Origin of the sequence: Methylomonas sp. ZR1, assembly GCF_013141865.1 — a bacterium.
Classification (GTDB): domain Bacteria; phylum Pseudomonadota; class Gammaproteobacteria; order Methylococcales; family Methylomonadaceae; genus Methylomonas.
Window position 1 is genome coordinate 4,127,660 of sequence record NZ_RCST01000001.1, and the last position, 26,980, is coordinate 4,154,639.

The following is a 26,980-nucleotide window of genomic DNA, read 5'->3' on the forward strand; positions in this document are numbered from 1 at the left end:
TTTTTACGCGATAAATGGTTTACGCACCACGTTTTCTTAATCTTTCCAAGGTTCTTAATTGGTTTACAGCTTGCGCCAATTCGGCTTGCGCAATCGCGTAATCGTATTTACCCGATTTATCGCTGAGCATTTCTTCCGCTCTGGCTTTGGCTTGTAACGCCGCCGCTTCGTCAATGTCTTTTGCTCTGATCGCGGTATCCGCCAAAACGGTCACCAAATGCGGCTGCACTTCCAGAAAGCCACCGGACACGTAAAACGCTTGATAGTCCTTATCGCTCAGCTTAACCCGAACTTCACCGGGCTTAAGCTTGGTGATTAACGGCGCATGGCGCGGCGCAATGCCTACATCACCCATTTCCGCCGGTGCAAAGACCATTTCAGCCAAGCCGGAAAAAATTTCCTGCTCCGCGCTGACGATGTCCACATGAATTGTCATTGCCATGTTAAAACTCTCCTATGAGGTGGTTTACATGCCTTTGGCTTTTTCAATGGCTTCGTCGATTGTGCCGACCATGTAGAAAGCTTGCTCGGGAAGACTGTCGTATTCGCCGCTGATAATGCCTTTGAAACCGGCAATGGTATCTTTCAGGGACACGTATTTACCTGGTGAACCGGTGAATACTTCGGCAACGAAGAACGGCTGCGACAAGAAGCGTTGGATTTTACGCGCTCTGGATACGGTCAGTTTGTCGTCTTCCGACAACTCGTCCATACCCAAGATGGCGATAATGTCGCGCAGTTCTTTATAGCGTTGCAAAATACCTTGTACCGAACGGGCTACTTCATAATGCTCTTGGCCGATAACCAATGGATCCAGCTGACGACTGCTGGAATCCAGCGGATCGATAGCCGGATAAATACCCAACTCGGCGATCTGCCGCGACAATACTACGGTCGCGTCCAAGTGAGCGAAGGTTGTAGCAGGCGACGGGTCGGTCAAGTCGTCCGCTGGTACGTATACCGCTTGGATAGAAGTGATGGAACCGGTTTTAGTCGAGGTAATCCGTTCCTGCAACACACCCATCTCTTCAGCCAGTGTAGGCTGATAACCTACCGCGGAAGGCATACGTCCAAGCAGCGCCGATACTTCGGTACCCGCCAAAGTGTAACGATAAATGTTGTCAACGAAGAACAGTACGTCACGACCTTCGTCGCGGAAAAACTCCGCCATGGTCAAACCGGTCAGCGCGACGCGCAAACGGTTGCCAGGTGGTTCGTTCATTTGCCCGTAAACCAGTGATACTTTGTCGATAACGTTGGAGTCGGTCATCTCGTGATAGAAGTCGTTACCTTCACGAGTCCGCTCACCGACGCCAGCAAATACCGAGAAACCGCTGTGCTCAATCGCGATGTTACGGATCAATTCCATCATGTTAACGGTCTTGCCCACGCCGGCGCCACCGAACAGACCGACTTTACCGCCTTTTGCGAACGGGCAAACCAAGTCGATAACTTTGATACCGGTTTCCAACAGTTCGTTAGCTGGCGCTTGTTCGTCGTAGGAAGGGGCGTCGCGGTGGATAGTCCACTTCTCTTTCTCACCGATAGGCCCTTTTTCATCGATAGCTTCGCCAAGGACATTCATGATGCGTCCCAGAGTTGCTTGACCGACCGGTACCTTGATCGCTTCGCCAGAGTTGCTGACTTCAACACCACGGCTCAAACCGTCGGTGGAACCCATCGCAATGGTCCGGACTACGCCGTCGCCCAATTGCTGCTGAACTTCCAAAACCAGACCGCCCTTAACATTTAACGCATCATATACTTTCGGCAGGTTATCGCGTGGAAACTCCACGTCTACGACCGCACCGATGATCTGAACGATTTTACCCAAACTCATTATGTCGTCCTCTTTTAAAATCTCTAAACTTGTCTTGATGCACTAAACAGCGGCAGCGCCGGCCACGATTTCGGAAATCTCTTGCGTAATTGCCGCCTGTCTGGCTTTGTTATAAACCAGTTGCAATTCTTTAATGATATTCCCGGCGTTATCGGATGCGCTTTTCATTGCCACCATTCGGGCAGCCTGCTCGCAGGCGTTGTTTTCCACTAAACCTTGGAAAACCGCGGATTCCACATATCGGATCAATAAACTGTCCAATACTTCTTTAGCATCAGGTTCGTATAAGTAATCCCAGCGACCTTTGGACTCTTCAGCCAAATCACCCACGGCAACCGGCAACAATTTTTGCACCACCGGTTTTTGTGTCATGGTGTTTACAAAGTCATTACTAATCAAAAACAACTCGTCAATTTCACCAGCGGCAAACGCATCCAGCATGATTTTGATCGTGCCGATAATTTCGCTCTGATGCGGTGTATCCCCCAATTTCGAGACTTGTCCTATCAGGTTAGCTTTGATCATGCTGAAAAAACCCGCCGCTTTGCTACCGATGGTGCAGACGTCTACTTCGATCTGGCGGCTTTGCCATTGCTGCATTTCGCCTAAAACTTTTCGAAACAAGTTGGCATTCAGACCACCGCACAAACCTCTATCGGAGCTCACTACGATGATGCCGATGCGCTTCACTTCGCGTTCGATCAAAAAAGGATGCTTGTATTCGGGATTGGCATAAGCCAGATGTTTGATTATCTGGCCTATCTTCTTCGCGTAAGGCCGGGTGGCCTGCATTCTGTCTTTGGTTTTACGCATCTTGCTCGCTGCCACCATTTCCATGGCCCGAGTAATCTTCTGAGTATTCTTAATACTCGCGATCTTGGTACGTATCTCTTTGCCAACAGCCATGTGCGGACCCTTTACCAGCTACCGGTCTTGACGAAACGTTCAATGGCACTGTGAATGCCTTTTTGAATCTCGTCGTTATAGTCGCCTTTCTCGTTGATTTTAGCCATCAAAGCAGATTCGTCGGCGTGCATGAAGTCCAGCAAAGCCGCTTCGAAATCGCGGACCTTTTTAACTTCCAGGCTGTCCAGGAATCCAGCATTTGCCGCGTACAAGGAAACACTCATGTCCGCAACCGACATCGGCGCGTATTGATTTTGTTTCATCAGCTCGGTAACCCGTTGGCCGCGTTCGATTTGCTTGCGTGTACTTTCGTCCAAATCGGAAGCGAACTGCGCAAAAGCCGCCAATTCGCGAAACTGCGCCAAATCCAGACGAATACCGCCGCCCAGCTTTTTGATGATCTTGGTTTGTGCCGCGCCGCCAACCCGAGATACTGACAGACCGGCGTTAACCGCAGGACGAATACCCGAATTGAACAGACCGGTTTCCAGGAAGATCTGGCCGTCGGTGATGGAGATTACGTTGGTCGGTACGAAAGCCGATACGTCGCCGCCTTGGGTTTCGATAATCGGCAATGCAGTTAATGAACCGGTTTTGCCTTTTACTTTTCCGTTGGTCAGTTTTTCGACTTCAACCGCGTTAATACGCGCAGCGCGTTCCAGCAAACGTGAGTGGATGTAAAACACGTCACCAGGGTAGGCTTCACGACCTGGCGGACGACGCAACAGCAAGGAAATTTGGCGATACGCCCAAGCTTGCTTGGTCAAATCGTCATAAATGATCAGCGCATCTTCACCAATGTCGCGGAAATATTCGCCCATTGAGCAACCGGTGTAGGGTGCAATAAATTGCAGCGCTGCCGATTCAGAAGCCGAAGCCACCACGATGATAGTGTGCTCCATCGCGCCGTGTTCTTCCAGTTTGCGAACCACGTTGGCAATAGAAGAACGCTTCTGACCGATAGCCACATAAATACATTTGATGCCGGTGCCTTTTTGATTGATGATCGCATCAATCGCAATGGCGGTTTTACCGGTTTGTCTGTCACCGATGATCAACTCACGTTGACCGCGACCAACGGGAATCATCGAGTCAATCGCTTTCAAACCAATTTGCACCGGTTGATCAACCGATTGTCTGGCGATAACGCCTGGAGCAATTTTTTCGATAGGCGAACTTAATTTAGTTTCGATGGCGCCTTTGCCGTCGATAGGGTTACCCAAGGCATCGACCACACGGCCCAACAATGCCTCACCCACCGGCACTTCTAAAATTCTACCGGTACATTTAACAGTATCGCCTTCGGTGATGTGTTGATAAGCACCGAGCATTACCACACCGACCGAGTCTCTTTCCAGGTTCAAAGCCATGCCGTAAGAGCCGCCAGGGAATTCCAGCATTTCGCCTTGCATTGCTTCCGACAGACCGTGAACCCGAACAATACCGTCGGTGACACTGACTACGGTGCCTTCGGTATGTGCCTCAACATGGGCGTCGAAGTTCTCGATCTTCTTTTTGATCAGATCACTTATTTCTGATGGATTTAATTGCATTTTATTTTCCCGCTCTAACTCTTAAAGTCTTTTAGCTAATTGATGAAGCTGGCCTTTGATAGAACCGTCGATGACTTTATCGCCCGCTTTAGCGAGGATGCCCCCAATTAACGATTTATCGACAGAAACGGATACATTGACCTTTTTATGCAAAAGCTTTTCCAGCATGGCGACATACTTGCCTTGCTCGGCTTTTGTCAGAGAATACGCGCTGTATAAATCCACATTGGCGTAGCCTTCATCGTCCGCTTTGTACTGCTCGAACATCACCGAAATTTGCGGCAGTAGGGGCAGCTTGTCATTTTCTATCAACACTTTCAGAAGATTCTTGGCTTCGTCATGTATTTGATCCTGGCAAATATCCAGAATCAGCTGTGCTGTATGCTGTTTGCCAACCCGAGGATTTTTGACAATGGCAGCCAATGCCTCATCCTGGATGACCAAAGACAAAAACGTCAACGAATCGGACCATTGTTTGGACGACCCCGTTTCCTTGGCACGCTTGAAAGCTGCTTCCGCGTAAGGTCTTGCTAATGTCGATAACTCAGCCATTGCTTAACCCAATTGATCCGCTGCTTTGCTGAGAATGTCTTGATGCTTGGCTTTGTCGATTTCTTCTTTCAAAATCTGTTCAGCGGCACGCAAAGCCAGTGAGGATACTTCCTTGCGCAAGCTCTCTTTGGCTTGCAGCATTTCCTGCTCTATCTGGGCTTTTGCTGCTTCAAGCAAACGCTCGCCTTCTTTTTTGGCTTGATCTTTCGACTCTTCAACCAGCTGATTGGCGCGTTTTTGCGCTGCACTGACGATTTCCGCCGATTGTTCTTTTGCTTCCTTCAGCAGGCTCTTGGCTTTTTTCTCGGCCAATTTAATCTCTTCCTGGCCCTTCTCGGCCGCGGCCAAACCTTCGGAAATTTTGGTTTTGCGCTCTTCCAGAGCGGCAATGATCGGTGGCCAGACATACTTCATGGTAAACCAAACCAGAAGTGTGAAAGTTATCATCTGCCCGATCAGAGTAGCATTGATGCTCATTGATGCTTTCCTCGTAATGCCGTTGTCATTCTATCGGTATGCGAATAAGGCTTAGCTTATTCAAATGAATCCGATAATTGCTAATTAACCTGCAACAGATTGAACGGCTGAAAGGAATGGGTTTGCGAAGGTCAACATCAGAGCCAGACCAACACCGATCATGGTTACCGCGTCAAGCAAACCGGCGATGATGAACATTTTGACCTGCAACATTGGAACCAACTCAGGTTGACGAGCAGCGCCTTCCAGGAATTTACCGCCCAACAGACCGAAGCCGATAGCAGTACCGATTGCGCCCAAGCCCAAAATGATGCCAACTGCGATAACGGTGAAGCCTTGTACGTTGGCAATTAATGATGCGAGTTCCATAGTGTCTCCTAAATATTGATATGAAAGTTGAAAATAAAACTATTAATGATCTTCGTGCGCCAAGCTCAAATACACAATGGTTAACACCATGAATATGAAGGCTTGCAGGGTAATAACCAGGATGTGAAATACCGCCCAAGGAAAACCCAGCAATGGCTGAACGATAGGCGGCAACAAGGCAATCAGGATAAATACCAACTCACCGGCATACAAGTTACCGAATAACCGCAGACCCAGCGAGATAGGTTTCGCCAATTCTTCAACTGTTTTCAGCAGCAGATTGAACGGCATCATTTTCGGGCCGAAAGGTGTGCAAGTCATTTCCTTGGCAAACCCCATCAAGCCTTTAACCTTAATGCTATAAAAGAAGATCAGGAAAAATACGCTGATAGACAAGGCAAAGGTACCGTTCAAATCGGTACTTGGCACCACACGCATGTATTCCATGCCCATCAAACTGCCTATCATCGGTAACAAATCCACCGGCAACATGTCCATGGCATTCCACATGAACACCCAGCAAAAAATCGTTAACGACAGCGGCGCAATTAAAGGACTACGGCCGTGAAAACTGTCCTTAACTTGCGTATCAACGAATTCGACCAAGGTCTCGGCAATATTTTGCGCCAACCCCGGCACGCCGGATGTCGCTCTTTCCGCCACCGTTTTGAAGAACAGAATGAACAATCCGCCTAAAAATGCAGAGAAAAACAAGGTATCCAGATGCAATGTCCAAAATCCCTCACCCACCGACAAGGGTGTTAAGTGATGGACTATATAACCGGTTGCGCCACCTTCAGTACTCATTTGTCCTCGCTAAAAAACTAATCACGCCACCAAAACAGCGCAAACCAAAAAACCGACAACACTGCGATGTAACCCACCATCAGCGTTAAGAAATCAACAGAGGGAATCTGTAAAACAATTGAAAACAGGGCTACCGTCAAAATTAACTTAACCGTTTCGCCTGCATAAAATGCATTAACGATACCCTGCGCGCCCAAATCCTTGGCCAGATAGATTTTGTAGGCAAAATACAGATTGGGCAGTAAAGCCACAAACCCTCCGAATAACGGAGACACTGCACTTTTCCAACCGCCTATCAATAAAAATCCCGACGCCACTAATGCAGCCATCAGGACCTGTCCAAAAACTACTTTTCTGACAGTAGAAAAATCATTTCTAGCTGTCATGTACTTCCCCTTTCGTCTTGAGCTGGGCGATTATATCCAGCCAGCACGTCTAAAGCAAGGTAAGCACGTTCAGCAAGAAGCAATCAGCGTCGCCACCTTGTTGATTTGGCAAGACTATCCCAACGAGCCCACTGTCCACACCTAGCCAATACAGACGCATTCCAAACGCTCAATCCCAACGCTTATAGCAATACGCATGCCATTTCGTAACATATTGATTTTCTGCAATGTTACCCAAAACGGCATTGTAGCAAATCCGACAAAGCACCGAACCATGACCGAAATACGACATTTGCCAGCCCCGAAGCACTCAATTGATTTTCTTTATGATGCCTTCCAGCTCTTCCAAACTGGTGTAAGTAAAAATCAATTTACCTTTGCCGCTGCTCTGATGATTGATTTCCACCTTGGCACCGGTTCGTTCGCTCAGATCGCGTTGCAAACGCAAGGTATCCGGATCTATTTTTTTTACTACCGCAGGCTTATCTTCATGCTGTTCGCGCACCAGCTTTTCTACCGCTCTGACGGTCAAGCCTTGTTTCACAGCTTTGTTGGCAATTTCCACTTGCTTGGCTTCGTCCAACCCCAGCAAGGCGCGGGCATGTCCCATTTCCAGCAAACCCTTGCCCAACATGCCTTTCACTTCGCCAGCCAGTTCCAGCAAGCGTAATAAGTTAGTGACCGTAGTGCGCGACTTGCCTACCGCAGTAGCGATCTGCTGATGGGTGAGTTCGAATTCGTCCTGCAAGCGGTGCAAAGCCTCGGCTTCTTCCAGCGCATTCAAATCCTCGCGCTGAATGTTCTCGATCAAGGCGATTGCCATCACCGAACGATCATCCAAATCCTTGATTAATACCGGCACGTCCTGTAACTCGGCCAATTGCGCCGCTCGCCACCGGCGCTCTCCGGCAATAATTTCGTATTTCTCGCCGTTTATTTTGCGGACGATGATGGGCTGGATAATGCCTTGCGCAGCAATCGAATCGGATAACTCCTTCAGCTTCTCCGGATCCATATCCTTGCGCGGCTGATACTTGCCGCGCTGTAAAAACTCGATAGGCAAACTTTGCGTGTCTTGAGATTTTTCCGGCACCGGCGCGCTCACGTCGCCCAGCAACTCGCTCAAACCTCGCCCTAAACCGCGTTTTTTTTGCATCATTTTTTTGCCGCTTTTTCTTTTCTGATCATTTCACCCGCCAACGCGATGTATGCCATCGCGCCGCGTGAAGCTTTATCGTAAGCCAACACCGGCACGCCATGGCTAGGTGCCTCAGCCAGACGAATGTTTCTGGGGATAGTAGTCCTAAAGACTTTGTCACCGAAATATTCGATTAACTGGTCGGAAACATCCTTACCCAAGCGGCTACGGCTATCCACCATGGTTCGCAATATGCCTTCCAGATACAAACCGGGATTCACACTATCGCGGATACTGCGTAAGGTCGACATTAATGACGACAGACCTTCCAGCGAATAATATTCGCACTGCATCGGAATCAACACACTGTTGGCGGCGACCATCGCGTTTAGGGTCAGCATATTTAGGGACGGAGGACAGTCGATCAAGATGTAGTCGTACTGATCTTTTATAGCCAATAAAGCGTCTGCCAGGCGCCGTTCACGATGCTGTGCGCTCATCAATTGCACTTCGGCAGCGGTTAAATCGGCATTGCCGGGGATCAAATCAAACCCCAGTTGCTTGTTTTTCACGACAATCTCGGAAACCGGCACTTCTTCCAGCAACAGCTCGCAGCTGGAATATTCGATTTCTTCCTTATTCACGCCACAACCCATCGCCGCATTGCCTTGCGGGTCCAGATCGATTAACAACACCTTGCGCTTGGTTGCCGCCAAAGCCGCCGCCAGATTGACGCTAGTGGTGGTTTTGCCGACGCCGCCTTTTTGGTTGGTAATCGCGATAATCTTAGCCATGCTTGGGTTTCTCCAGTCGAATCAGGCAGCGTTCGGCGTCTATGCCGGGCACCGTCAGCGAAATCACGCTGTATGTTGCGGCCAAGTCTATCAGCTCTTGCTCGGGCTGCTGACCTTTCATCGCCAGCAGCACACCATCCTCCGCCAACAAATGCCCGGTGAGTTGCAGAATGTCGGGCATGCTGGCAAACGCCCGGCAAAGCACCGTGGAAAATAATTCTGCCGGCTCCAGCAGTTCAACTCGGCTATGCACGACCTCGACATTTTTCAGCTTTAACTCAAGTACGGCCTGCTGAACGAAGCGGGTTTTTTTGGAATTAGAGTCAACTAAGGTGAAATGACAATCCGGCCGGCAAATCGCCAGAGGAATGCCCGGCAAGCCGGCACCTGTACCGATGTCGGCAACACGCGAACCATGAAGATACGGCAGAATCGCCAAACTATCCAGAATGTGTAGACTGACCATCTCCAGCGGATCGCGCACCGCCGTTAGGTTATAGGCTTTGTTCCACTTGACGATTAATTTGACGAAATTGAGCAGCGCGTCGATTCGCTCGCCACCAATCTCCAGCGACAAGGCCCTTAAGCCTTGCTCCAGTTTTTCGCGACAGACGTCCATCAAGCGCTTTTCTTTTTCAAATGCACCAACAACAACGAAATCGCCGCCGGGGTAATACCCGGAATCCGCGAGGCTTGCCCTAAGGTTTCCGGGCGTTGTTTTTTGAGCTTTTCGCTGACCTCATTGGAGAGCCCAGAGACCAGGCTGTAATCGACATTTTCCGGCAACTTCAAGTGTTCGTAACGTTGAGTACGGTTGATTTCGGTTTTCTGACGATCGATATAACCGGCATATTTGGCTTGGATCGCCACCTGCTCCGCGACTTGCTCATCCACTTCGGTTTCGTCGCTGAAACGCAGCAGATTCTCGACATCCACTTCCGGCCGGCGCAGCATTTCCATCAGGCTGGCTTCTTTCAACAGTTTTTTGCCCCACAACTCTTCTGCCAACGCTGCTTCGTCGGATTCGGTGCGTATCCATTTTTTCGCCAGCTTGCCCTGCAGATTGGCGATGGCTTCGCGCTTTTCCTCGAAGCGCCGCCAGCGTTCGTCGTCGACCAAACCCAACTCCCGACCTTGTTCGGTCAAGCGCAAATCGGCATTGTCCTCGCGCAGTTGCAAACGATATTCGGCGCGACTGGTGAACATCCGGTAAGGCTCGGCAGTGCCGCGCGTGATCAAATCATCGATCATCACGCCGATGTAGGCTTCGTCACGGCCGGGACACCAACTTTCCAGGCCTTTGGCCAGACGCGCCGCATTCAAACCGGCGATCAAGCCTTGGGCAGCAGCTTCTTCGTAGCCAGTGGTGCCATTGATCTGGCCGGCGAAGAACAGTGCGTTCATATGCTTGGTTTCCAGCGAGGTTTTCAAATCGCGCGGATCGAAAAAATCGTATTCGATGGCATAACCGGGACGGACGATTTCGGCATTTTCAAAACCGAGCATGGTCCTGATAAACCGATACTGAATATCGAACGGCAAGCTGGTGGAAATGCCGTTCGGGTAAACTTCATTGGTCGTCAAGCCTTCCGGTTCGACGAAAATCTGGTGTGAATCGCGGTCGGCAAAACGCACTACCTTATCTTCAATGGACGGACAGTAACGTGGCCCCACGCCTTCGATAATGCCGGAATACATTGGCGACCGATCCAGACCGGAGCGAATGATGTCGTGGGTTTCTTGATTAGTGCGGGTAATATGGCAGCAAATTTGTCGTGGATGCTGTTCGCGGCTACCCATGAACGAAAATACCGGCAGCGGCGTGTCGCCGTGCTGTTCCTGCAACTTGCTGTAATCGATAGTGCGGCCGTCGATGCGCGCCGGGGTGCCGGTTTTCAGGCGGCCAATCCGAAACGGCAACTCACGTAAACGTTCTGCCAACGCAATCGATGCCGCGTCGCCGGCGCGGCCGCCGCTGTAATTTTCCAGACCGATATGAATGCGGCCAGCCAAGAAGGTACCGGCGGTCAACACCACCGCCCGGGCGTTGAACTCCAGACCCATCTGGGTTTTGACCCCAGTCACCCGGTCACCCTGCACGATCAAATCGGATACGGTTTGTTGAAACAGCGCCAGGTTGGACTGATTTTCCAATGCAGTACGCACCGCTTGCTTATAAAGCATCCGGTCCGCCTGCGCCCGGGTCGCCCGTACCGCTGGACCTTTGCTGGCATTCAGAATGCGGAACTGGATGCCGCCTTTATCGATGGCCTGCGCCATGATGCCGCCCAGCGCATCCACTTCTTTGACCAGATGTCCCTTACCAATCCCGCCTATCGCCGGGTTGCAACTCATCTGCCCCAAGGTCTCAATGTTTTGCGATAACAACAGAGTTTGCGCACCAGAACGGGCAGCAGCCAAGGCTGCCTCGGTACCGGCATGGCCGCCACCCACTACGATCACATCAAAGTCTTTCTGGAATTTCACAGGCAATCTATGTTCAAATAAAACGTTATTTTAATAGCTTGCGGAGAAAAAAGCATGAGAAAACAAAACCCCAACAAGGACTTGCAAGACAAGCCCAATAAAAACCCGGTGGCGAAATTCGCCCATCAGTTCAACAAAGCGCAGGTTTTCGCCGACAAAACTCGCTATCGCCGCAAAGCCAAACACGCTGGCCTGGAGCCTTTCGTAATCGTTGCCAACTCAGCAATTACGAAAGGCTCCAGGCATATGAACATCGCTTCTGCCGCTAAGCAGTCGCGGGCAATTGCCGCTTAATGCCGCAGATTGAGGACTCCCACAGCAGTGAAAGCAAGCATAGAAGATAAAGTTCAAACCCGAATTCCCACCAAGCACGGCGAATTCATCCTGCACTACTACAGCAATAGCCTCGACAAAAAAGAACATGTCGCCTTTGTGAAAGGCGAGGTAGCCGGCAAGGAAGACGTTCCGGTACGCATCCATTCCGAGTGTTTCACCGGCGATGTGCTGGGCTCACGGCGTTGCGATTGCGGCGAACAGCTGGACATGGCCCTGGATTTGATCAACACCGCCGGCTGCGGCGTTTTGATTTATCTACGCCAGGAAGGCCGCGGCATCGGCTTGCTGAAAAAGCTCCAGGCTTACAATCTGCAAGACCAGGGGCTGGATACCGTCGATGCCAACATCAAGCTTGGCCACCTGGCCGACGAACGCCAATACGACATTGCCGCGCTGATTTTGAATAGCCTACAAGTCCGCTCTATCGAATTGATCACCAACAATCCATTGAAAATCGACGAACTGACCAAGTTGGGCATCAAGGTGAACAACCGCATCGCCATCGAAACCCGCATTCATCAAGACAATCTTGAATATCTGAAAACCAAAGCCGAACGCATGAGCCACATGCTGTCGATGCCTAACAGCAAATAACCCGCATCATGCTTGAACAACTGAAATTGCCGGTCTCGGCCCTGAAGCTGGCAATTGACTTGCCCAGCGCAGCGCCAAGCGCACAATACAACGTCATCCTCGGCCAAACTCGCGCTCAATCCGCTTTAGCGTTTGGCATTGCGATGAAGGCGCCGGGCTACAACATCTTCGTGATGGGCGACCCCGGCACCGGCCGCTTGTCGATGGTCAGCCATTACCTCAACATCTACGCCGAACAGCAGGAATCACCGCTGTCCTACGCTTACGTCGATAATTTCGAGAATCAGCGCGAGCCAGTGGCTATCGAACTGCCATCCGGGGAAGGGCATGCTTTTGCCAAGGACATCGAAAAGCTGATCGACGACGTGCTGGCCACCTTTCCCGCCGCCTTCGAAAGCCCGAGTTACCAACAAAAGAAAACCGCGATAGAGCGCCGCTTTAACCAGCGTTACAACGCCGCCATCGACCTGGTCGACGCCAAAGCCCGCGAGATGAGCGTGGCGCTGTATCGTGACAGCGACACCATCACTTTTCTACCAATCCGCAACGACAAGGCGCTGGACGAAGACCAATTCACTCTACTGCCGCAAGCGGAGCGCGATGCCTTCCACCAACACACTGAAGAGTTGGAAGAATTTCTCGGCGACGTATTGCTGGAACTGCCGCAGTGGCGGCGTACGCTGGTGGAAGAAACCCGCCAGCTCGACAACGACACCATCAAGCAAGCGTTGGAGCCGCTGCTGGCCGAGCTGAACGACAAATACCAAAATGTCGATGACGTCATTACTTACTTGGCGGAAATCGAAAAAAGCCTGAGCAACACCATCGGCGAATTGCTGATGCCTAGCCGCAGCCAGGATAGCCGCGAGATCATCGCCAAGCGTCTAGCACTGATCGAGCAATACCTGCCCAACATCCTGGTGGATTGCAAACACGACGGCAACGGCGCGCCGGTGATCTACGAACCGCACCCCATTTACCAAAACCTGTTCGGCCGCATCGAATATATCAGTGACCAAGGCACCTTGGTGACCAGTTACCGGCGCATCTGCCCCGGCTCCTTGCACCGCGCCAACGGCGGTTACCTGATCCTGGATGCGGAAAAAGTGCTGACCTATCCCTTCGTTTGGGAAGGCCTGAAGCGAGCCCTGCAAGCTGGGCGTGTCGAAATCGAATCACCTTATTCCGAGCTGGGCATAAATACCATCACCCTGAAACCCGGCGTGATTCCACTGAATGTCAAAGTCATTCTGGTCGGCTCGCGTGATATTTATTACCTCTTGGAAGAACTGGATAGCGAGTTCAACGAGATGTTTCGGGTGCTGGCCGACTTTGACGACCACATCAAACGCAGCCCTGACAATGTCAGCCAATTCGTGCAATTGCTGAAGCGCCACGCCAACGACTCCGGCGCCAAAACCTTAACCGACGGCGCATTGTTACGACTGATCGAATACAGCTGCCGGCTGGCGGAAAACCAACAACGCCTGTCCGCGCACGTTAATAGCTGCCTGGAAATCATCGCCGAAGCCAATCTGTTGGCCAGCCAAACCAACGCTACCAACATTGATAAAACCGAAATTGAACTGGCTTTAGCCGCCCGCGCACAACGCAATGGCCGCATCGCCGAAGCGATTCTGGAAGAAATGCTGGAAGGCACGATCCTGATCGATACCGAAGGCCAAGCCATCGGCAAGGTGAACGGCCTGACCGTGATGGACATCGGCGGCAGCAGCTTCGGTGCGCCGGCGCGGATCACCGCCACCGTGCACCCCGGCTCCAGAGGCATTGTCGATATTGAGCGCGAAGTGGAACTGGGCCAACCCATCCATTCCAAGGGCGTGATGATTTTGAGCGGTTACCTGGGGCACTGTTACGCTCAGCAATTTCCACTAGCCATTTCCGCCAGCATTGCCATGGAACAATCCTATGGCCACATAGACGGCGACAGCGCCTCCTTGGCCGAGTTGTGCTGTCTGATTTCGGCACTGACGCGCACGCCGATTCAACAAGGCTTTGCGATGACCGGCTCGATCAATCAGTACGGCGAAGTACAAGCCATCGGCGGCGTTAACGAGAAAATTGAAGGCTTCTTTGAGCTCTGTGCGGCGCGCGGTTTGACCGGCAAACAAGCAGTGATCATTCCGGCATCGAACAAACGCAATTTGATGCTGAAACAGCAAGTGGTGGATGCCGTCGAGCAAGGCCTATTTGCCATTTACAGTGTTTCCAGCGTCGATGAAGCCTTGAGCCTGCTCACCGGACAAGAAGCCGGCACTATCAATGCGGAAGGCCAGTACCCGGAAGGCAGCGTCAATTTCAAAGCCGTCGCCCGTTTAAAGGAAATTTCCGATATGTCGGTGGACGAGGATAAGGAAACCGAGACCGGGGCATAACGCCGCGTCGCTCGGCTCATCAACCAAGATTGCAGCAAGATACAACCCGTGCAGTCGGTGGCAACCGATTGAAAATGCTCACTACAGCTGAGACATGCGTGAGGGCTAGATCTTAAAAACGCGGGCTTCAATAAACCTGGTTAGCCTTAATCGAAGACATTCGGATAAGGCTAACCAAGCAGCTTAGAATACAAAAGAGTTATCGCAAGCTAGGCCATATCGCGCTTGCGATTCAACCATGACAGGCCAAACAGGGCCGCACCAAAAGCAAGCGGCATTTTTGCCCGTATGCTTTTGTGATTCGTTTAACATATATTTGAAAAATCGCAAAAATAAATTATCGATACTCACTGTGTGGGCAAAATGGGGATTGGCCGCTAAACTTTGTTTCGAAACGCTATTTTCTATCACAGCAGACTGTCTATGAGGCCAGGGCTACTAAAATGTTTGTATTATCCGTAGCCTCAAGGAGATTTGGCGTTGAAATCCAATTCCGACTATAAAGCCAGCATCCTCATCGCCGACGATGTGAAACTGATGCGGGACATCCTCCGCACATATCTGCAATCTGCCGGTTACGAAGTTCAATCCGCCGAGGACGGGCTCGAAGCCTGGCAGATGTTGAACAGCAGCGAAAAGCCGTTTGACATTGTGGTTACCGACCGCAACATGCCGCAGATGGATGGCATGGCCTTATTGGCCAAGATCAAAGCTGACCCGCGCTTTAGCGATCTGCCGGTTATTTTCCAGACCGGTGAATCATCGCGGGAGTCGATCGTAGAAGGCATTCAAGCCGGGGTTTACCATTACCTTACCAAGCCCTACGACGAAAAAATTTTACTGGCTTTCGTAGCGGCAGCGCTGGAAGACAGCCGCCGCCACAAGACTTTGAGAACCCGGATTAGCAACAAAAAGGTGGCGCTGGGTTTATTGAGAAAAGCGGAGTTTTCTTTCCGGACCTTGAGCGAGGTCAATGGCTTGACCGCACTGCTGACCGGGTTATCATGCAACCCGGAAAAGGTCGCCACCGGGCTTTCCGAATTGCTGCTCAACGCCGTCGAGCATGGCAATCTGGGCATTAGTTATCAAGAAAAAACCGAATTGGTAGGTCAAGGTTGTTGGCGGGAAGAAATCGAGCGCCGATTGGGTTTGCCCGAATATAAAAACAAATTCGTGCAGGTTAAAATCGTTAGAACACCCACTCAGACCATCTTTACCATCAAAGACCAGGGCAAAGGCTTCGATCCATCTCCTTACCTGGATTTCTCCCCGGAACGCGCCTCCGATCTGCATGGCCGCGGCATAGCCTTGTCGCGAATGCTGAGTTTCGACTCACTGGAATACCTTGGAAACGGCAATCAAGTGATTGCCACCCTTAGTTTACCGACCTAGGTTCTGCGCTTAAACAAGCTGGCTTACAGGCACTTTTCCAATAACTCCAGAGACAAATCCGCCACTTTTGGCGTCCACATCTCGGGATTTATCGGAAACGCTTTGCTGATGCCGGTACGCCGATAGCCGCGCCGTTCGTAAAACGCCATCAGCTCGGCCCGACAAGGGATCACCGCCATCACCAAATGATTAACCCCCCAAGTTTGCACGGCCTCTGCTTCCGCCGCCGCCAACAAACGCTTGCCAATCCCCAAACCTTGCATAGCCGGCGCGACCGCCAACATGCCGATATGCCCCTGTTGATCGACTTTTTGTAAATGCACCGAACCTAACAAATCTCCCTGCCGCCGACACTGCAAAATCATAGACCCCGCACCGGCGATTAAGTCCAGAATATCCGCCGCATCGGTGCGTCGGCCATCCAGCAAATCGGCTTCGGTGGTCCAACCCTGCCGGCTGGATTCGCCGCGATACGCCGCATTGATAAACTCCGCCAATTGCTCGGCATCAGCCGGTTCGGCTCTGGTAAATGTCAGTTCCAACATGATTAACCTCAAAAAACTCGCTGCTTCGGCAAATTAACTTACGCACAAATAAAACCTTGCCGAAGCAGAAAAAACCCAGCCTTGCTGCTAAGGTTTATGGGCACTAAGCTGCGTTCATCTTCCCCCACCAAGCCTGGAGCCCCAACATGAAGCCATGCCCCAAGTGTCATCGGGATGTGCTGCCCGCGGAGGAAACCTGCCCGCACTGCGGCATCGTCTTTGCCAAATATTACAAATACCACGGCGATACACCTATGCCGGCGGCGGAACGCTCGCAAGTTGTCATTATTCTTGAAGACCCCGCAGACACGCTATTTGGCGACGACGCCTACCGGGACAACGAAGCCGTTTTTCTGGGCCGTTGCCTATTATTACCAGGATTTTTGCTGTGGAGCTGGTTGCTGATTACGCCGGGCCTGACCAGCAACGCGGTCGGCGCATCGTTTCTGCATCTGGTCAACCTGCCGTTTCACGAAGCCGGCCATGTGATTTTCCGGCCGTTCGGGCAATTTATCACCTCGCTGGGCGGCACCCTCGGCCAAATTCTGATGCCGACGATTTGCATGTTGACCTTGCTGCTAAAAACCCGCGATCCATTCGGCGCCGGCTTGTGTTTATGGTGGGTGGGCGAGAACTTCTTGGACATTGCCCCATATATCAATGACGCTCGCGCCGGGCAACTGCCCTTGCTGGGCGGCAATTTCGGCCATTCCGCCCCTTACGGTTTTCACGATTGGGAATATTTACTGACCGAATCCGGCCTATTGGCCCAGGATCATGCGCTGGCTAAACTCGCGCAGTTACTCGGTGCAATGTTGATGATAGCGGCGCTGATCAGCTGCGGTTATGTGTTGTTCAAACAGCGGCAAAAGCTGACGAGCCCGAAACCCGATTAGCCACCAAGAATTTAGCCCAACCACGCTTTCACTTTCGCCTTCACCTGCGCTTTTACCTGCCGCGACCAACGGTAAATCTCGGTATCGACAATCTTGGCGTGCGCCCATTGCAGCCAACCCATCACGGCGTGATAAACAAAAGCGATAAGCCCGAAGGTCAGCAACTGCGGCTTGGTCAATTTAAACACCCGCGACACCAGCAAGGTACCGAGTAACTTGGCGAACACCTCTAATAAAATGCCTTGCAACAACAGGCCATGTACTATCAAAGACAGCGCAGCCAGATTCAGCGGAGTGACGATCAATACCGGAATCGTAAATGCCAGCAAAGCCATGGCCGGCGAAGTTTGCGCCAACCAACGCTCAACACTTTCCAGCCTCAGTATTAGCGCCAGATAGTGCCCGCAAGCCGACAGAAAATCCCACAACCATTCCTCGATGATCAGCAGGATGGCCAGCAGCGTAAGCAGGAGTTTTTTCATGGTGATTTCCCGATAGTAGACGCAGACACTATACCCAAGCGCACTTGCGCTTGTCGCCAATTTAAGTCTTAAAGGATTTGAATAGCCGGAAGCGTAGCTTAGCGGCAATCCGCTAACAGCCTAAGCAACAGTATGATTTGATTCCGTTTGCGCCGACAACTGGGCAATCATCTCGGCAAATCGGCGCAAGGTTTCATTGTCAGCTTGCAACATTTGTAACAGACTGAGCATGCCACGCGCTTCTTGCCAATCCTGCCGGCCCAAATTTTCGTACAGCGCCCGATACAACTGCTGGACCAAGAAGCCATTTAATAGCTTGGCTGCCGGCGTTTGCTTGAAACTCAAGGAGCGCAGCACCGCCGGCACCGCGATAGCCAAGCGTCCGGCCCGCGTGGTTTGTAATGCGACGCCTAGCCACTGCTCGGCCAAGCGTTGGCTACGGAAGATGTACTGCAACTCGGCGCCGCAGCGAGGACACAGCGTGTCAGCACCGAGCCGGGCGTTGCAAGCCGGGCAGCGCGGTATCACGATTCCAGGTAATAAATGATGTCGTTCAAGCGCTCGACCGGCTCACTTAGCCCTGCTTCGTCGCCGTTTTCCAGGCAAGTCGAGATGGTTTCGATCAAATCGACCATGTCTTCCTTGTCTTCGGCGGAAACGGTTTCGAATAAGGCTTCGGCCTTCTTGATGACTTGCCGCGCGGCAGCCACGGCCGGGCTTTCCGGAACCGAATCCGCCTCGCCACCGGCCGAATCGCCGAACAAGCCGTCGATACGCTGTTTGGCGCTGCTCAGTTCGCCGCTATCGAAGCGGGAAATCGCGTTGTTGATGGTAATGGCTTTTTCCTTGCCGGAGGCTTTTTCCCGGGCCGACACATGCAAGATGCCGTTCAAATCCAGGTCCAGCGTCAAGGTGATGATGTTGCCGGCCGGCACGTCCAACAAGCCTTCGACCAAAAATTCGCCGATTTCGACGTTGTTCAACGCATCCGGGTCCTCGCCTTGAAAAATCCGCACGTTCACTTCGCGTTGATTGTCGGTAAAGGTTTCGAAAGCTTCGGACTTGCGCACCGGCAACACGCTGTTTTTATGCACGATGGGGATGTACTGATACGGATACGGCATGCCGTCAAGATTACCAACTGCGCAGGTGCCGAAGGTATAGGGCGTCACATCGACCAAGACCGTGCCGATGTCCTCGCCGTTGATCATCGCCGCCTGCATTGCAGCGCCCATTGCCACGCACAGATCGGGATCGACTTCGCCGTGCGGCTCGAAACCGAATTCGTCGAACAAGCGCTCGCGGATGCACGGCATGCGCGTCGAGCCGCCGACCAGTATGATTTCGTCGATGTCGGAGGCGATCAGTTTCGCGCCCTTCAGCGCGATGTGGGTAGCGTCCAGCGTGGCATTTATGTGGTCGGCAATTAGGTCTTCGTATTCCGAACGCGCCAGTTCCAGCGTCAAATGCAGCGGCGTGCCTTGGCGCTCCAGCAAATATTCTTCCTCTATCATCGCGTAGGGTTCGTCGGATAATTGTAATTTTGCCTGCTCCGCCGCCCTTACGATGCGCGCCATCGCCTTGCCGTGTGGCTCGACTTCGAGGCCGAATTGCTGGCGAATATGCGCCAGGATGCGATCGACGATCAGTTGATCGAAATCGTCGCCGCCCAGGTGATTGTCGCCATGGCTAGCCAGCACCTCGACGACACCGCTCTGCACGCTGACCGCCGACACATCGAAGGTACCGCCGCCCAAGTCGTAAACCAGCATGCGTTTGGCTTCGAGCTGGCCGGCGCCGTAAACCAGCGCGGCGGCGGTCGGCTCGTTGATCATCCGCACCACCTGCAATCCGGCGATTTCCCCGGCTTCGCGGGTCGCCTGGCGCTGAGCATCGGAAAAATAGGCCGGTACGGTAATCACTGCCTTGGCTATAGGCCGGCCGACATAGGCTTCTGCGATGCTTTTCAAGCGCTTCAGGATGATCGCGGAAATTTCCTGCGGCGTGTAGGCCTGACCGGCCATCGTGACTCGGGTATCCTGGCCCATCAGGCGCTTGATCGACTTGACGGTGCGCTCCGGATAAATCAGGTATTGATTGCGGGCGCTGGCGCCGACCAGAATCTCGCCGTTATCGTCCAGCCCGACGAAAGACGGCAATATTTTTGTGCCGCTGTCGGCGATCACGGTGACCTTGCCGTTTTCGACGATGGCGACTTCCGAGTTGGTGGTCCCTAGATCGATGCCGATGATGATGTCGTTCATATGTGTTCCCTGAATGCTTAAAGTTTATTGACCTTGACTTCCGCCAAGCGCAGCACTTGATCGTCGATTAAAAAGCCCTTGCGCAGTTCTTCCAGCACGACGGCGTTTGCCTGCGCGGGATCGTTGCCGATGGCGATGGTCGCCATGGTCCGTGCGTCGAAGGGCTGACCGACGCAATCGATGGCAAACACCCGCCGGCGTTGCAGCATCTGTTCCAAGCGCTTCAATGTAATTTCCTGGCCTTCGCCGACGCTGGCGATAAAGCGCACGTCCTGTGGTTTGGAATGCCGGAACAAGCCATCGACCGGCCGATACTGCCGCACGGCCCGATTGCCGGCATCGAGCCGGTCGTAAATATCCAGCCATTCCAGCAGCAGGGCTCGCTCGTCCTCCCGGCGTTGTTGCTGCAGGCGTTCGTTGGCTTTCGCCAATTCGTCCGCCAGGGCTCGATTGTCGGCTTTCAAGGTTTCGACGGCATCGCTCAAGCTGTCCAGCGTAGCCTTGAATTGCCGCGACTCGGCCTTGACTTCGGTTTTCAAGCCGGCCAAATCGCTGAATAGGGCAGTCAAATCCGGTTGGTCGATTGCGGTCAGATGGGCGAAGTCGGTTTCCTGTAGATAGTGCTGCAAGGCTGTCAGCAACTCGCCTTGCGGGGTTTCTGTGGTCATGATGGCATTTTAGTCAATTGAGCGAGCGATTTTTCGATGGTCAGCGTGCTCGCCAGCTTTAGGAAATCGTCCGCGGGCATAGTCTCGCCAGTAGCCGATTGGCCGAAGGCTTGCGCCAGCAACGTGTCGAATTCGACACGCGGCACGGCAAACAATGCGTGGCGTAGCCGACTGTCTTGGTCCTTGATCGCTTCGAAAGCCTCCTGGATTTCGCGAAAGCGCGCGGGATCGCGGTCGGGCGGATTGTCCTTGACCCGCTGCAAATAGGCTTGTTTGATGTCGGCGTCGCTAGTTTGTTCGGGCACGCCCAGAATGTCATACGGTGAAATCATAAGCAGTTAATTAAAAGGCAGCGAATACTGCGGTGAGTCGTGGTTGAAGCGGGCGACGATGTCGTCGAAACCGACGCCGATCTCGAGTTTCAGCTCCTCTGCGGCGGCGCATACCGTCACACACCATAGGAAGTCTTGATTCATGAACAAGATCGCCAGGTTTTGCTCATCGCGGCCGTTGCCGTATTGACGCATGATTTGGGCGACGAACTGCTCGGGACCGCGTTTTCGCACCAGTTCCTCGATTTTCTTTTCGATACGCTTGAACACGGCGTCCGGAATGTGGCCGAACAAATCTTCAATCGGATCGTCGCTAAGCGGCGGCTGGTCGAAGTCGTCCGCTTCATCCTGCATCGGCAAATACTCAGGCACGCCTCTGGCCCGTTCGAGCAGGCGCGCGATCAACCCGGCGGTCCTGTTGTCGTTATCCGCCCGCGCATCTGCCAACCCGATTTCCAAGCGGTATAAGCTCATTAAGTCTAAATGGCTGGCATCGCCTTGGCATTCGGCCAGCGTCCGGTAATACATCAAGGCCGGCGTATGTCGGCGAGCCTGAGCCATTTTGGCGCAGTGCTTCAATAGCTCGAAATGACCGACCTTCTCTAAAGCCTCGCACCAAGCGAGCAACAGCGCTTCATGGTCCAGTAGCCATTCCACCGACTTTTTCAGCGGCGCTTTGACTTTGTCCAAGGCTTTCAGCACGAGGCTGTTATCGTCCAATTGCTCGTCGTAATAATTCAGCAAGCCGATCAGCCGCTGCAATTGCGGGGCGGACAGCAGATAGTCCTTAAACGCCGGCAGCGCGCGGCTAAGCCCCTGTGTCGGCAGTTCCAGCAATCCGGCTTCGATCTGCGCCTGCACATGCATATTGACCGGATCGTCATACAGGCTTGCCAGCGTATCGGCGATGCGTTGCAAGCCTTGGGCTTTGTCCTCGGCCTGCCACAGATAAAAACCGCGTAACAACTCGGCTTGGCGGCGCAGGCTTTTATCGATGGTTAATTGTTCCGCTGCTTGAATCTCCTTTTCCACCAAATGAAATTTTTCGGCTTTCAGCAAGCGGCGGGCATGGGCCATATGATTGGCAAACAATAGCTGTTTAGCCAAGGTATTAACGGGGTCTATCTGCAACAAGGCTTTGGCATAGGCCGCCGCCTTTTTAAAGGCTTTTCGGGCGGCGGCCGATTTGGCTGCCCGCACCAACAAGTCGGTATCGGCGGGAAAACGTTGCAGGCCACGTTCCAACCAGTGCTCGTACTGAGCCGCATTCGGCCGCTGTTCCTGGTAAACCGTTAACAGTTTTAGATAGCTTTGCCGGTCGTCGGGGTCGTACTCCAGGCTGTCGGCCAACATTGCGGCCGCTTCGCCGGAATAAGTCTTGTCGGCCATGCGCCTGAGGATCAACGCAATTTTTCGGTCATTGGCCGGCCGGTCTTGTTTCAGAATATCGATGCAGCGTTGCCAAAAAAAACCGGCGTCGTAGGCGTTTTCGGCTTGCTCGTGCAACAAGGCCTGCAAGCGGTTTTCCTCGAACGGGTCCTTGCTGGCGAAGTGTTTGAAATAGTCTTTTTCACCGCCCGGATACTCGGCCAACGCGCCCAGGCAATAGACTTGCGCGGCGTCGTTGCCGAATACGTCGCGATATTGCAGGACCAGATTGAAGCGGGTCTTGGTGTCCGGCTGGCCGTTGAGTTTGACCAGCGCTTCCAATAACTGGCTTTGACGGGCATTGAGACTTTTGGCCTGAGCAACGATGCGGCGCTGATTGTGTTCCAGACTCGACAGGCTGGCGACGAAATCCGCGCCGGATTGCCGATAAGCCAAGCAGGCCTTAGCCAGCGGTTGATAAGGCGATTCATCGGGGATTTTGGCTAACAGGGCCGGGGCTTGTTCGATGTCCGAGCCCTCCAGCAATTGGGCTTTCAGCACGGTGCGCAAATCGCGAAACGCCGAACGAAACGGCAATGGTTTCAAGGCCTGCTCGCAAGGTTCCCGCTCGCCGTTGCGATAAGCCGCCAGCGCCGCGCTGACCCATTCCCAATGTTTGCGTAGCGCGGAATCCTCGGGCAAATGCGGCAACAGCTCCGTGTCCCCGGAGACCAGTAGCATCCCCAGATATGCCGAAAGCACTGGAAACTCTTCGTCCAACTGCCGAGCATTCAACCCATCCAATATGGCGTAAGCTTTGCGCTCGTTTTTGCCGGCCAACAGCCACAACAGGTAAGCGTCTTGCGCTTGCAGCGGCGGTTGCGCGTTAGCCGCGTAATTTTCCCAAAGCACGCAGGCTTCCTTGAACATGGCCTTGGCCGCCATTCCCCAAGCACGTTGCAGATAACAATCGGCCAAGCAGCGTTTGGTTTCGGCGTCGGCCGATTGCTTCAGCAGTTCCTTGAATAAATCGCCTGCCTCCTTATAGCGCCCGGCGGCATAGTGCGCCTGCGCTTTTTCCGGTAACGACAATTCCGAGAGCCCGGCGGAAATTTTCTGGATGATTTTTTTCATGGCTGTACAGGCAATAGCCCATGCTTCAAAATGGCATTATAAAACAGCGGGGGCATGAGGTGACCGGTTATGCTTTTGTTTCCAGTCTTCTGTATGAGCTATAATTATCGACTTTTCAGAGGATACCTGGCGCGGATTTGCGCCTTTTAGAGAGGCGGAAAGTCGACTATTGGCCTAGCCGACATCAGTCATAATCGAAAATCGGCATTGCCTCCAGCTTTGCCGAGTTCCACAAATTGATATAGTCTGGTGCGAGTTTGCATTACCGCTGCTGGGCTCAATGACAAATAAACCCAGCTGAGAAGCGGATAAATTTTTCTAATGCAAATAGCTGTGACGATGGAAATAAACTCGGTTATTTCAAAGAGTTCACTGGGTTTCTCGTTGCTATATCCAGCCTATGGCTCTTAACTCAGGCCACCCCAGCAGATCGGCGCTTTAATGCTACAAAAACGCCGAGACCACTCAACAGCATTAGCCAAGATTGTGGCAATGGTACTGCGGCAATATTTAACCGTACGACATCTAAATCACCATCAAAATCGGCGAGATAGGCAATATTCCATCTGAGATTCGATGATAAATCATCAAAAGTGACGTCGTCAAAGGCCCCACTAATAGCCACCGCTGTCAATATGTCAAAGCTGTGACCAGCCTGCAATACATAGCCATTTTCCAAACCGAATAGACTTAATCTCAGCCTACCACCCAGGCTTGCACGACCGCTAACATTCAAAACATCATATTCAGAGCCTGCCTGCAACCCTCCTATCTCTACGGCATAGGTACCATCGATAGATTGGCTAAAATCACCTTGAACCGTCGTGATTCCAGGGGAGTTTCCCGGTCCTAGCACACCTCCATTGTTTACTAGGTTACCAATGAAAGTATCCACTGCGAGCCTTCCACCAGTAAAGTTGAAATTGGCATTTCCTTCATTCGCCGCATTAATAGTAGAAACATCCAGTAAGCCGCCTTGTAAGTTGTAGGTCCCAGAGCTACCGACGTTTAGACCGAGTATAAGTTGGTTGCTCACAATGTGAGTCCCACCAAGTTGTGTAAAAACACCATCCCCAAAAATACCGATATATTCATTGGAGGCTGAAACTAATCCATCATTCAAAGTATAACTACCGCTTGTATGAAACCCCACTACAAGACGTTCATTCACAGTATTTAAACCACCGTTTTGGATAAATGTGCCGCTAACGCCGGTGTTACCAATATATTCATTATTAGCCAATAATTGACCTGGACCATTTAGCAAATAGCTACCTGAACCACCACCACTTTGCGCAATCCCTAATACTCCTACTGTATTCACACCACCGTTTTGTTCAAACCTTCCTGTCCCAGCGTCGCCTATATTTTCAAAATCAGCCTTAAGAAGGCCGGAATTTTGAATATAGATGCCATTGTTACCATAGTAAGATCCTAAAGTAAGGAAATGCTCAACGTCATGTACACCACCATTTTGGGTAAACTCACCAAAACCTACTATACCAATATTTTCCTGAGAAACTATCAGATTTCCATCGTTAAGCGTGTAATAACCAGGAGTGGAATTGCTAGTATAAAGGCCTACATCAAGTTGATTTGTAACTCTATTTGTTCCACCATGCTGAGTGAATATACCACTTTCTAAATAACCGATAATTTCCTGTTCCGCCAGCAACTCAGCATTACCACTTAAGGCATATCGCCCGGTATTTATTAAGTTATGAGCTATAGAATTATACCCGCCGGTATGGGAGATAGCCCCCGGATGACTTACATATACCGAATTACTTGAAATATTAGCCCCGGAGGAAATCAATATATTATCGTCCGCATTCGGTATATTATTGGGAGCCCAACATTCAGCGTTGTCCCAACTACCACTTTCACACTGCCAGCTCAAGTCTCTAGCTTGAACGGATGAACCAAGGGAAGCTAATAGAATTAAGCTAAAATTGATATGTTTGATCAACATAATTTCTTCATGTCCTTTATTAAATTTTGTATCTGATAATCCTTGGTAACAGAGGATAAAACTATCCTCAGGGAGCCTTCAGATGGTAAAGAAAAATTACAGTAATATGTAACCAAAAGCCGATCTGACACCAAACCGGCAATCTAAACTAGTAAAGGTAGGCAATCGAATAGCCTTCAATCTCGTGCATTTATAAGCCATATAAATCTACCATAATAAGTTATGCCTTTGAACAAACACAGATGATACCTGAACGTATTTTTAGAAACCTCAGTAATTGACGCCTAGGCCGCGATCGCCGAAGATCAAGGCTTTTTCGGGAGCTGTGATGAGTGACAACGACTTTATTCTCTCCGCCGCCGGGGTGCGCATGCCGGGGATTATTTACGGCACGGCCTGGAAGCAGGAGCGTACCGCCGCGCTGGTGGAACAGGCGCTAACGCTGGGGTTTCGCGGCATCGACACGGCTTGCCAGCCCAAGCATTACCACGAGGCCGGGGTTGGCGAAGGTGTACTGGCGGCTTGCCGGACGTTGGGCTTGGCGCGGTCCGAGCTATATTTGCAAACCAAGTTCACGCCGCTGAACGGCCACGATCCGTTACGCATCCCTTACGACCCCAAAGCCAGTCTGCCCGAGCAAGTCGCGCAATCCTTCCAGGTTTCGTTAAACAATCTGCAAACCGATCATCTGGATGGTCTGGTGCTGCATTCGCCGCTGGCGGACCGCAAGCAATTGCTGGAGGTTTGGCAAGCATTGGAAGCGATTCAGCAAAGCGGCGGTGCCAAGCAACTGGGCATCAGCAATTGCTATGATCCTAAATTATTCGAATTTTTGTACGATAACGCCACGGTTAAACCCGCTGTGTTGCAGAACCGGTTTTATGCCGATACCGGCTACGACAAACAGCTGCGGGCGTTTTGCCGGCAGCGGCAGATCGTCTATCAAAGCTTTTGGACGCTGACGGCCAACCCCAAAGTCCTGGCTGACACGGCTGTAAAAACGCTGGCGGAAAAATACCAGCGTGGCCCGGCGCAAATATTCTTCCGCTATTTAACGCAGATAGGCATCGTGCCTTTAACCGGCACCACATCCGCCGAGCATATCCGCGAGGATTTGGCTATTTTCGAGTTTGAATTGACTAGCGCGGAATGCGCGGCGGTGGAAGCCTTGCTTTAAGCGTGGTTCGACGTCGCTAAGAATCAATAGCCAATTCCCAAAAAAAAGCCTCTCCCCCGGCAGAGGCTTATAGAACGGCGGTAAGCCACTGATTTATAACCCTCATCCTAACCTT

28 protein-coding genes are annotated in these 26,980 nt (G+C 51.9%); 7 read left to right on the forward strand and 21 right to left on the reverse strand.

Going from position 1 to position 26,980, the window contains the following annotated elements; translation table 11 throughout:
* Window positions 1-19: 19 nt before the first annotated feature.
* The 9 genes from DDY07_RS18720 to DDY07_RS18760 all read right to left on the reverse strand — a co-directional run bounded on the left by DDY07_RS18720 (window position 20) and on the right by DDY07_RS18760 (window position 6,890).
* Window positions 20-442 (reverse strand): F0F1 ATP synthase subunit epsilon, encoded by a 423-nt coding sequence (locus DDY07_RS18720; RefSeq protein ID WP_033156953.1) that lies wholly within the window; start codon window positions 440-442, stop codon window positions 20-22.
* 24 nt (window positions 443-466) lie between these two features.
* Window positions 467-1,840: a F0F1 ATP synthase subunit beta gene (gene atpD, locus DDY07_RS18725; protein ID WP_033156954.1), complete on the reverse strand. Its 1,374-nt coding sequence runs from the start codon at window positions 1,838-1,840 to the stop codon at window positions 467-469.
* Between the two features lie 42 nt (window positions 1,841-1,882).
* Window positions 1,883-2,746 carry a F0F1 ATP synthase subunit gamma gene (gene atpG, locus DDY07_RS18730; protein ID WP_171696980.1) on the reverse strand — a complete coding sequence of 288 codons (864 nt, stop codon included), beginning with the start codon at window positions 2,744-2,746 and terminating at the stop codon, window positions 1,883-1,885.
* 11 nt (window positions 2,747-2,757) lie between these two features.
* The gene (gene atpA, locus DDY07_RS18735; protein ID WP_171696981.1) at window positions 2,758-4,299 is read right to left on the reverse strand and encodes a F0F1 ATP synthase subunit alpha; all 1,542 of its coding nucleotides are present in this window, start codon (window positions 4,297-4,299) and stop codon (window positions 2,758-2,760) included.
* Between the two features lie 21 nt (window positions 4,300-4,320).
* A complete protein-coding gene (locus DDY07_RS18740; RefSeq protein WP_171696982.1) occupies window positions 4,321-4,851 on the reverse strand; it encodes a F0F1 ATP synthase subunit delta in 531 nt (176 codons plus the stop codon).
* Between the two features lie 3 nt (window positions 4,852-4,854).
* Entirely contained in the window at window positions 4,855-5,328 is a 474-nt protein-coding gene (locus DDY07_RS18745) for a F0F1 ATP synthase subunit B (RefSeq protein ID WP_026602690.1), read from the reverse strand.
* 84 nt (window positions 5,329-5,412) lie between these two features.
* Entirely contained in the window at window positions 5,413-5,697 is a 285-nt protein-coding gene (gene atpE, locus DDY07_RS18750) for a F0F1 ATP synthase subunit C (RefSeq protein WP_020484117.1), read from the reverse strand.
* Window positions 5,698-5,739: 42 nt separating this feature from the next.
* The gene (atpB, locus tag DDY07_RS18755; protein WP_026147085.1) at window positions 5,740-6,504 is read right to left on the reverse strand and encodes a F0F1 ATP synthase subunit A; all 765 of its coding nucleotides are present in this window, start codon (window positions 6,502-6,504) and stop codon (window positions 5,740-5,742) included.
* 17 nt (window positions 6,505-6,521) lie between these two features.
* The gene (locus tag DDY07_RS18760) at window positions 6,522-6,890 is read right to left on the reverse strand and encodes an ATP synthase subunit I (RefSeq protein WP_033156958.1); all 369 of its coding nucleotides are present in this window, start codon (window positions 6,888-6,890) and stop codon (window positions 6,522-6,524) included.
* Here DDY07_RS18760 and DDY07_RS18765 point away from each other — a divergent pair.
* Complete coding sequence (locus DDY07_RS18765; RefSeq protein WP_171696983.1) at window positions 6,889-7,035, forward strand: hypothetical protein; 147 nt, start codon at window positions 6,889-6,891, stop codon at window positions 7,033-7,035. The genes DDY07_RS18760 and DDY07_RS18765 overlap by 2 nt on opposite strands.
* A 165-nt stretch (window positions 7,036-7,200) precedes the next feature.
* Here DDY07_RS18765 and DDY07_RS18770 read toward each other — a convergent pair whose 3' ends face one another.
* From DDY07_RS18770 to mnmG, 4 genes are read right to left on the reverse strand one after another with little or no spacing between them, the layout of a single operon-like run.
* Entirely contained in the window at window positions 7,201-8,049 is an 849-nt protein-coding gene (locus DDY07_RS18770) for a ParB/RepB/Spo0J family partition protein (protein ID WP_171696984.1), read from the reverse strand.
* Complete coding sequence (locus DDY07_RS18775; RefSeq protein ID WP_171696985.1) at window positions 8,046-8,822, reverse strand: ParA family protein; 777 nt, start codon at window positions 8,820-8,822, stop codon at window positions 8,046-8,048. Before DDY07_RS18775 ends, DDY07_RS18770 begins: the two co-directional genes overlap by 4 nt.
* Window positions 8,815-9,441 carry a 16S rRNA (guanine(527)-N(7))-methyltransferase RsmG gene (rsmG, locus tag DDY07_RS18780; RefSeq protein WP_171697833.1) on the reverse strand — a complete coding sequence of 209 codons (627 nt, stop codon included), beginning with the start codon at window positions 9,439-9,441 and terminating at the stop codon, window positions 8,815-8,817. Before rsmG ends, DDY07_RS18775 begins: the two co-directional genes overlap by 8 nt.
* On the reverse strand, window positions 9,441-11,309 hold the full coding sequence (gene mnmG / locus DDY07_RS18785; protein ID WP_171696986.1) for a tRNA uridine-5-carboxymethylaminomethyl(34) synthesis enzyme MnmG: 1,869 nt from the start codon (window positions 11,307-11,309) through the stop codon (window positions 9,441-9,443). Before mnmG ends, rsmG begins: the two co-directional genes overlap by 1 nt.
* A 54-nt stretch (window positions 11,310-11,363) precedes the next feature.
* Between mnmG and DDY07_RS18790 the strand changes: the two genes are divergently transcribed.
* The 4 genes from DDY07_RS18790 (at window position 11,364) to DDY07_RS18805 (ending at window position 16,027) form a co-directional block, all read left to right on the forward strand.
* On the forward strand, window positions 11,364-11,603 hold the full coding sequence (locus DDY07_RS18790) for a hypothetical protein (RefSeq protein ID WP_171696987.1): 240 nt from the start codon (window positions 11,364-11,366) through the stop codon (window positions 11,601-11,603).
* Window positions 11,604-11,630: 27 nt separating this feature from the next.
* Window positions 11,631-12,239 (forward strand): GTP cyclohydrolase II, encoded by a 609-nt coding sequence (gene ribA, locus DDY07_RS18795; protein ID WP_020484109.1) that lies wholly within the window; start codon window positions 11,631-11,633, stop codon window positions 12,237-12,239.
* Window positions 12,240-12,247: 8 nt separating this feature from the next.
* On the forward strand, window positions 12,248-14,635 hold the full coding sequence (locus tag DDY07_RS18800; RefSeq protein ID WP_171696988.1) for a Lon protease family protein: 2,388 nt from the start codon (window positions 12,248-12,250) through the stop codon (window positions 14,633-14,635).
* Window positions 14,636-15,115: 480 nt separating this feature from the next.
* Window positions 15,116-16,027, forward strand: coding sequence for a response regulator (locus tag DDY07_RS18805; protein WP_216614778.1), 912 nt, complete (start codon window positions 15,116-15,118; stop codon window positions 16,025-16,027).
* A 23-nt stretch (window positions 16,028-16,050) separates the two neighbouring features.
* Here DDY07_RS18805 and DDY07_RS18810 read toward each other — a convergent pair whose 3' ends face one another.
* Window positions 16,051-16,572, reverse strand: a complete 522-nt coding sequence (locus tag DDY07_RS18810) for a GNAT family N-acetyltransferase (RefSeq protein ID WP_171696989.1) — start codon at window positions 16,570-16,572, stop codon at window positions 16,051-16,053.
* A gap of 146 nt (window positions 16,573-16,718) precedes the next feature.
* On the opposite strand from DDY07_RS18810, the gene DDY07_RS18815 reads away from it, so the two are divergent.
* Entirely contained in the window at window positions 16,719-17,468 is a 750-nt protein-coding gene (locus DDY07_RS18815; RefSeq protein WP_171696990.1) for a zinc ribbon domain-containing protein, read from the forward strand.
* An 11-nt stretch (window positions 17,469-17,479) separates the two neighbouring features.
* Here DDY07_RS18815 and DDY07_RS18820 read toward each other — a convergent pair whose 3' ends face one another.
* The 7 genes from DDY07_RS18820 to DDY07_RS18850 form a co-directional block, all read right to left on the reverse strand.
* Complete coding sequence (locus tag DDY07_RS18820) at window positions 17,480-17,950, reverse strand: hypothetical protein (protein WP_171696991.1); 471 nt, start codon at window positions 17,948-17,950, stop codon at window positions 17,480-17,482.
* A 120-nt stretch (window positions 17,951-18,070) separates the two neighbouring features.
* Window positions 18,071-18,478 (reverse strand): hypothetical protein, encoded by a 408-nt coding sequence (locus DDY07_RS18825; protein ID WP_171696992.1) that lies wholly within the window; start codon window positions 18,476-18,478, stop codon window positions 18,071-18,073.
* A complete protein-coding gene (locus DDY07_RS18830; protein ID WP_171696993.1) occupies window positions 18,475-20,214 on the reverse strand; it encodes an Hsp70 family protein in 1,740 nt (579 codons plus the stop codon). Before DDY07_RS18830 ends, DDY07_RS18825 begins: the two co-directional genes overlap by 4 nt.
* 17 nt (window positions 20,215-20,231) lie before the next feature.
* The gene (locus tag DDY07_RS18835; RefSeq protein ID WP_171696994.1) at window positions 20,232-20,882 is read right to left on the reverse strand and encodes a nucleotide exchange factor GrpE; all 651 of its coding nucleotides are present in this window, start codon (window positions 20,880-20,882) and stop codon (window positions 20,232-20,234) included.
* On the reverse strand, window positions 20,879-21,214 hold the full coding sequence (locus DDY07_RS18840; protein ID WP_171696995.1) for a J domain-containing protein: 336 nt from the start codon (window positions 21,212-21,214) through the stop codon (window positions 20,879-20,881). Before DDY07_RS18840 ends, DDY07_RS18835 begins: the two co-directional genes overlap by 4 nt.
* Window positions 21,215-21,220: 6 nt before the next feature.
* A complete protein-coding gene (locus tag DDY07_RS18845) occupies window positions 21,221-23,716 on the reverse strand; it encodes a hypothetical protein (RefSeq protein ID WP_171696996.1) in 2,496 nt (831 codons plus the stop codon).
* Window positions 23,717-24,128: 412 nt separating this feature from the next.
* Entirely contained in the window at window positions 24,129-25,688 is a 1,560-nt protein-coding gene (locus tag DDY07_RS18850) for a VPLPA-CTERM sorting domain-containing protein (RefSeq protein ID WP_171696997.1), read from the reverse strand.
* A 328-nt stretch (window positions 25,689-26,016) separates the two neighbouring features.
* Here DDY07_RS18850 and DDY07_RS18855 point away from each other — a divergent pair, with 328 nt between their 5' ends.
* Window positions 26,017-26,865, forward strand: a complete 849-nt coding sequence (locus DDY07_RS18855) for an aldo/keto reductase (protein WP_171696998.1) — start codon at window positions 26,017-26,019, stop codon at window positions 26,863-26,865.
* The last annotated feature ends 115 nt before the right edge of the window (window positions 26,866-26,980 follow it).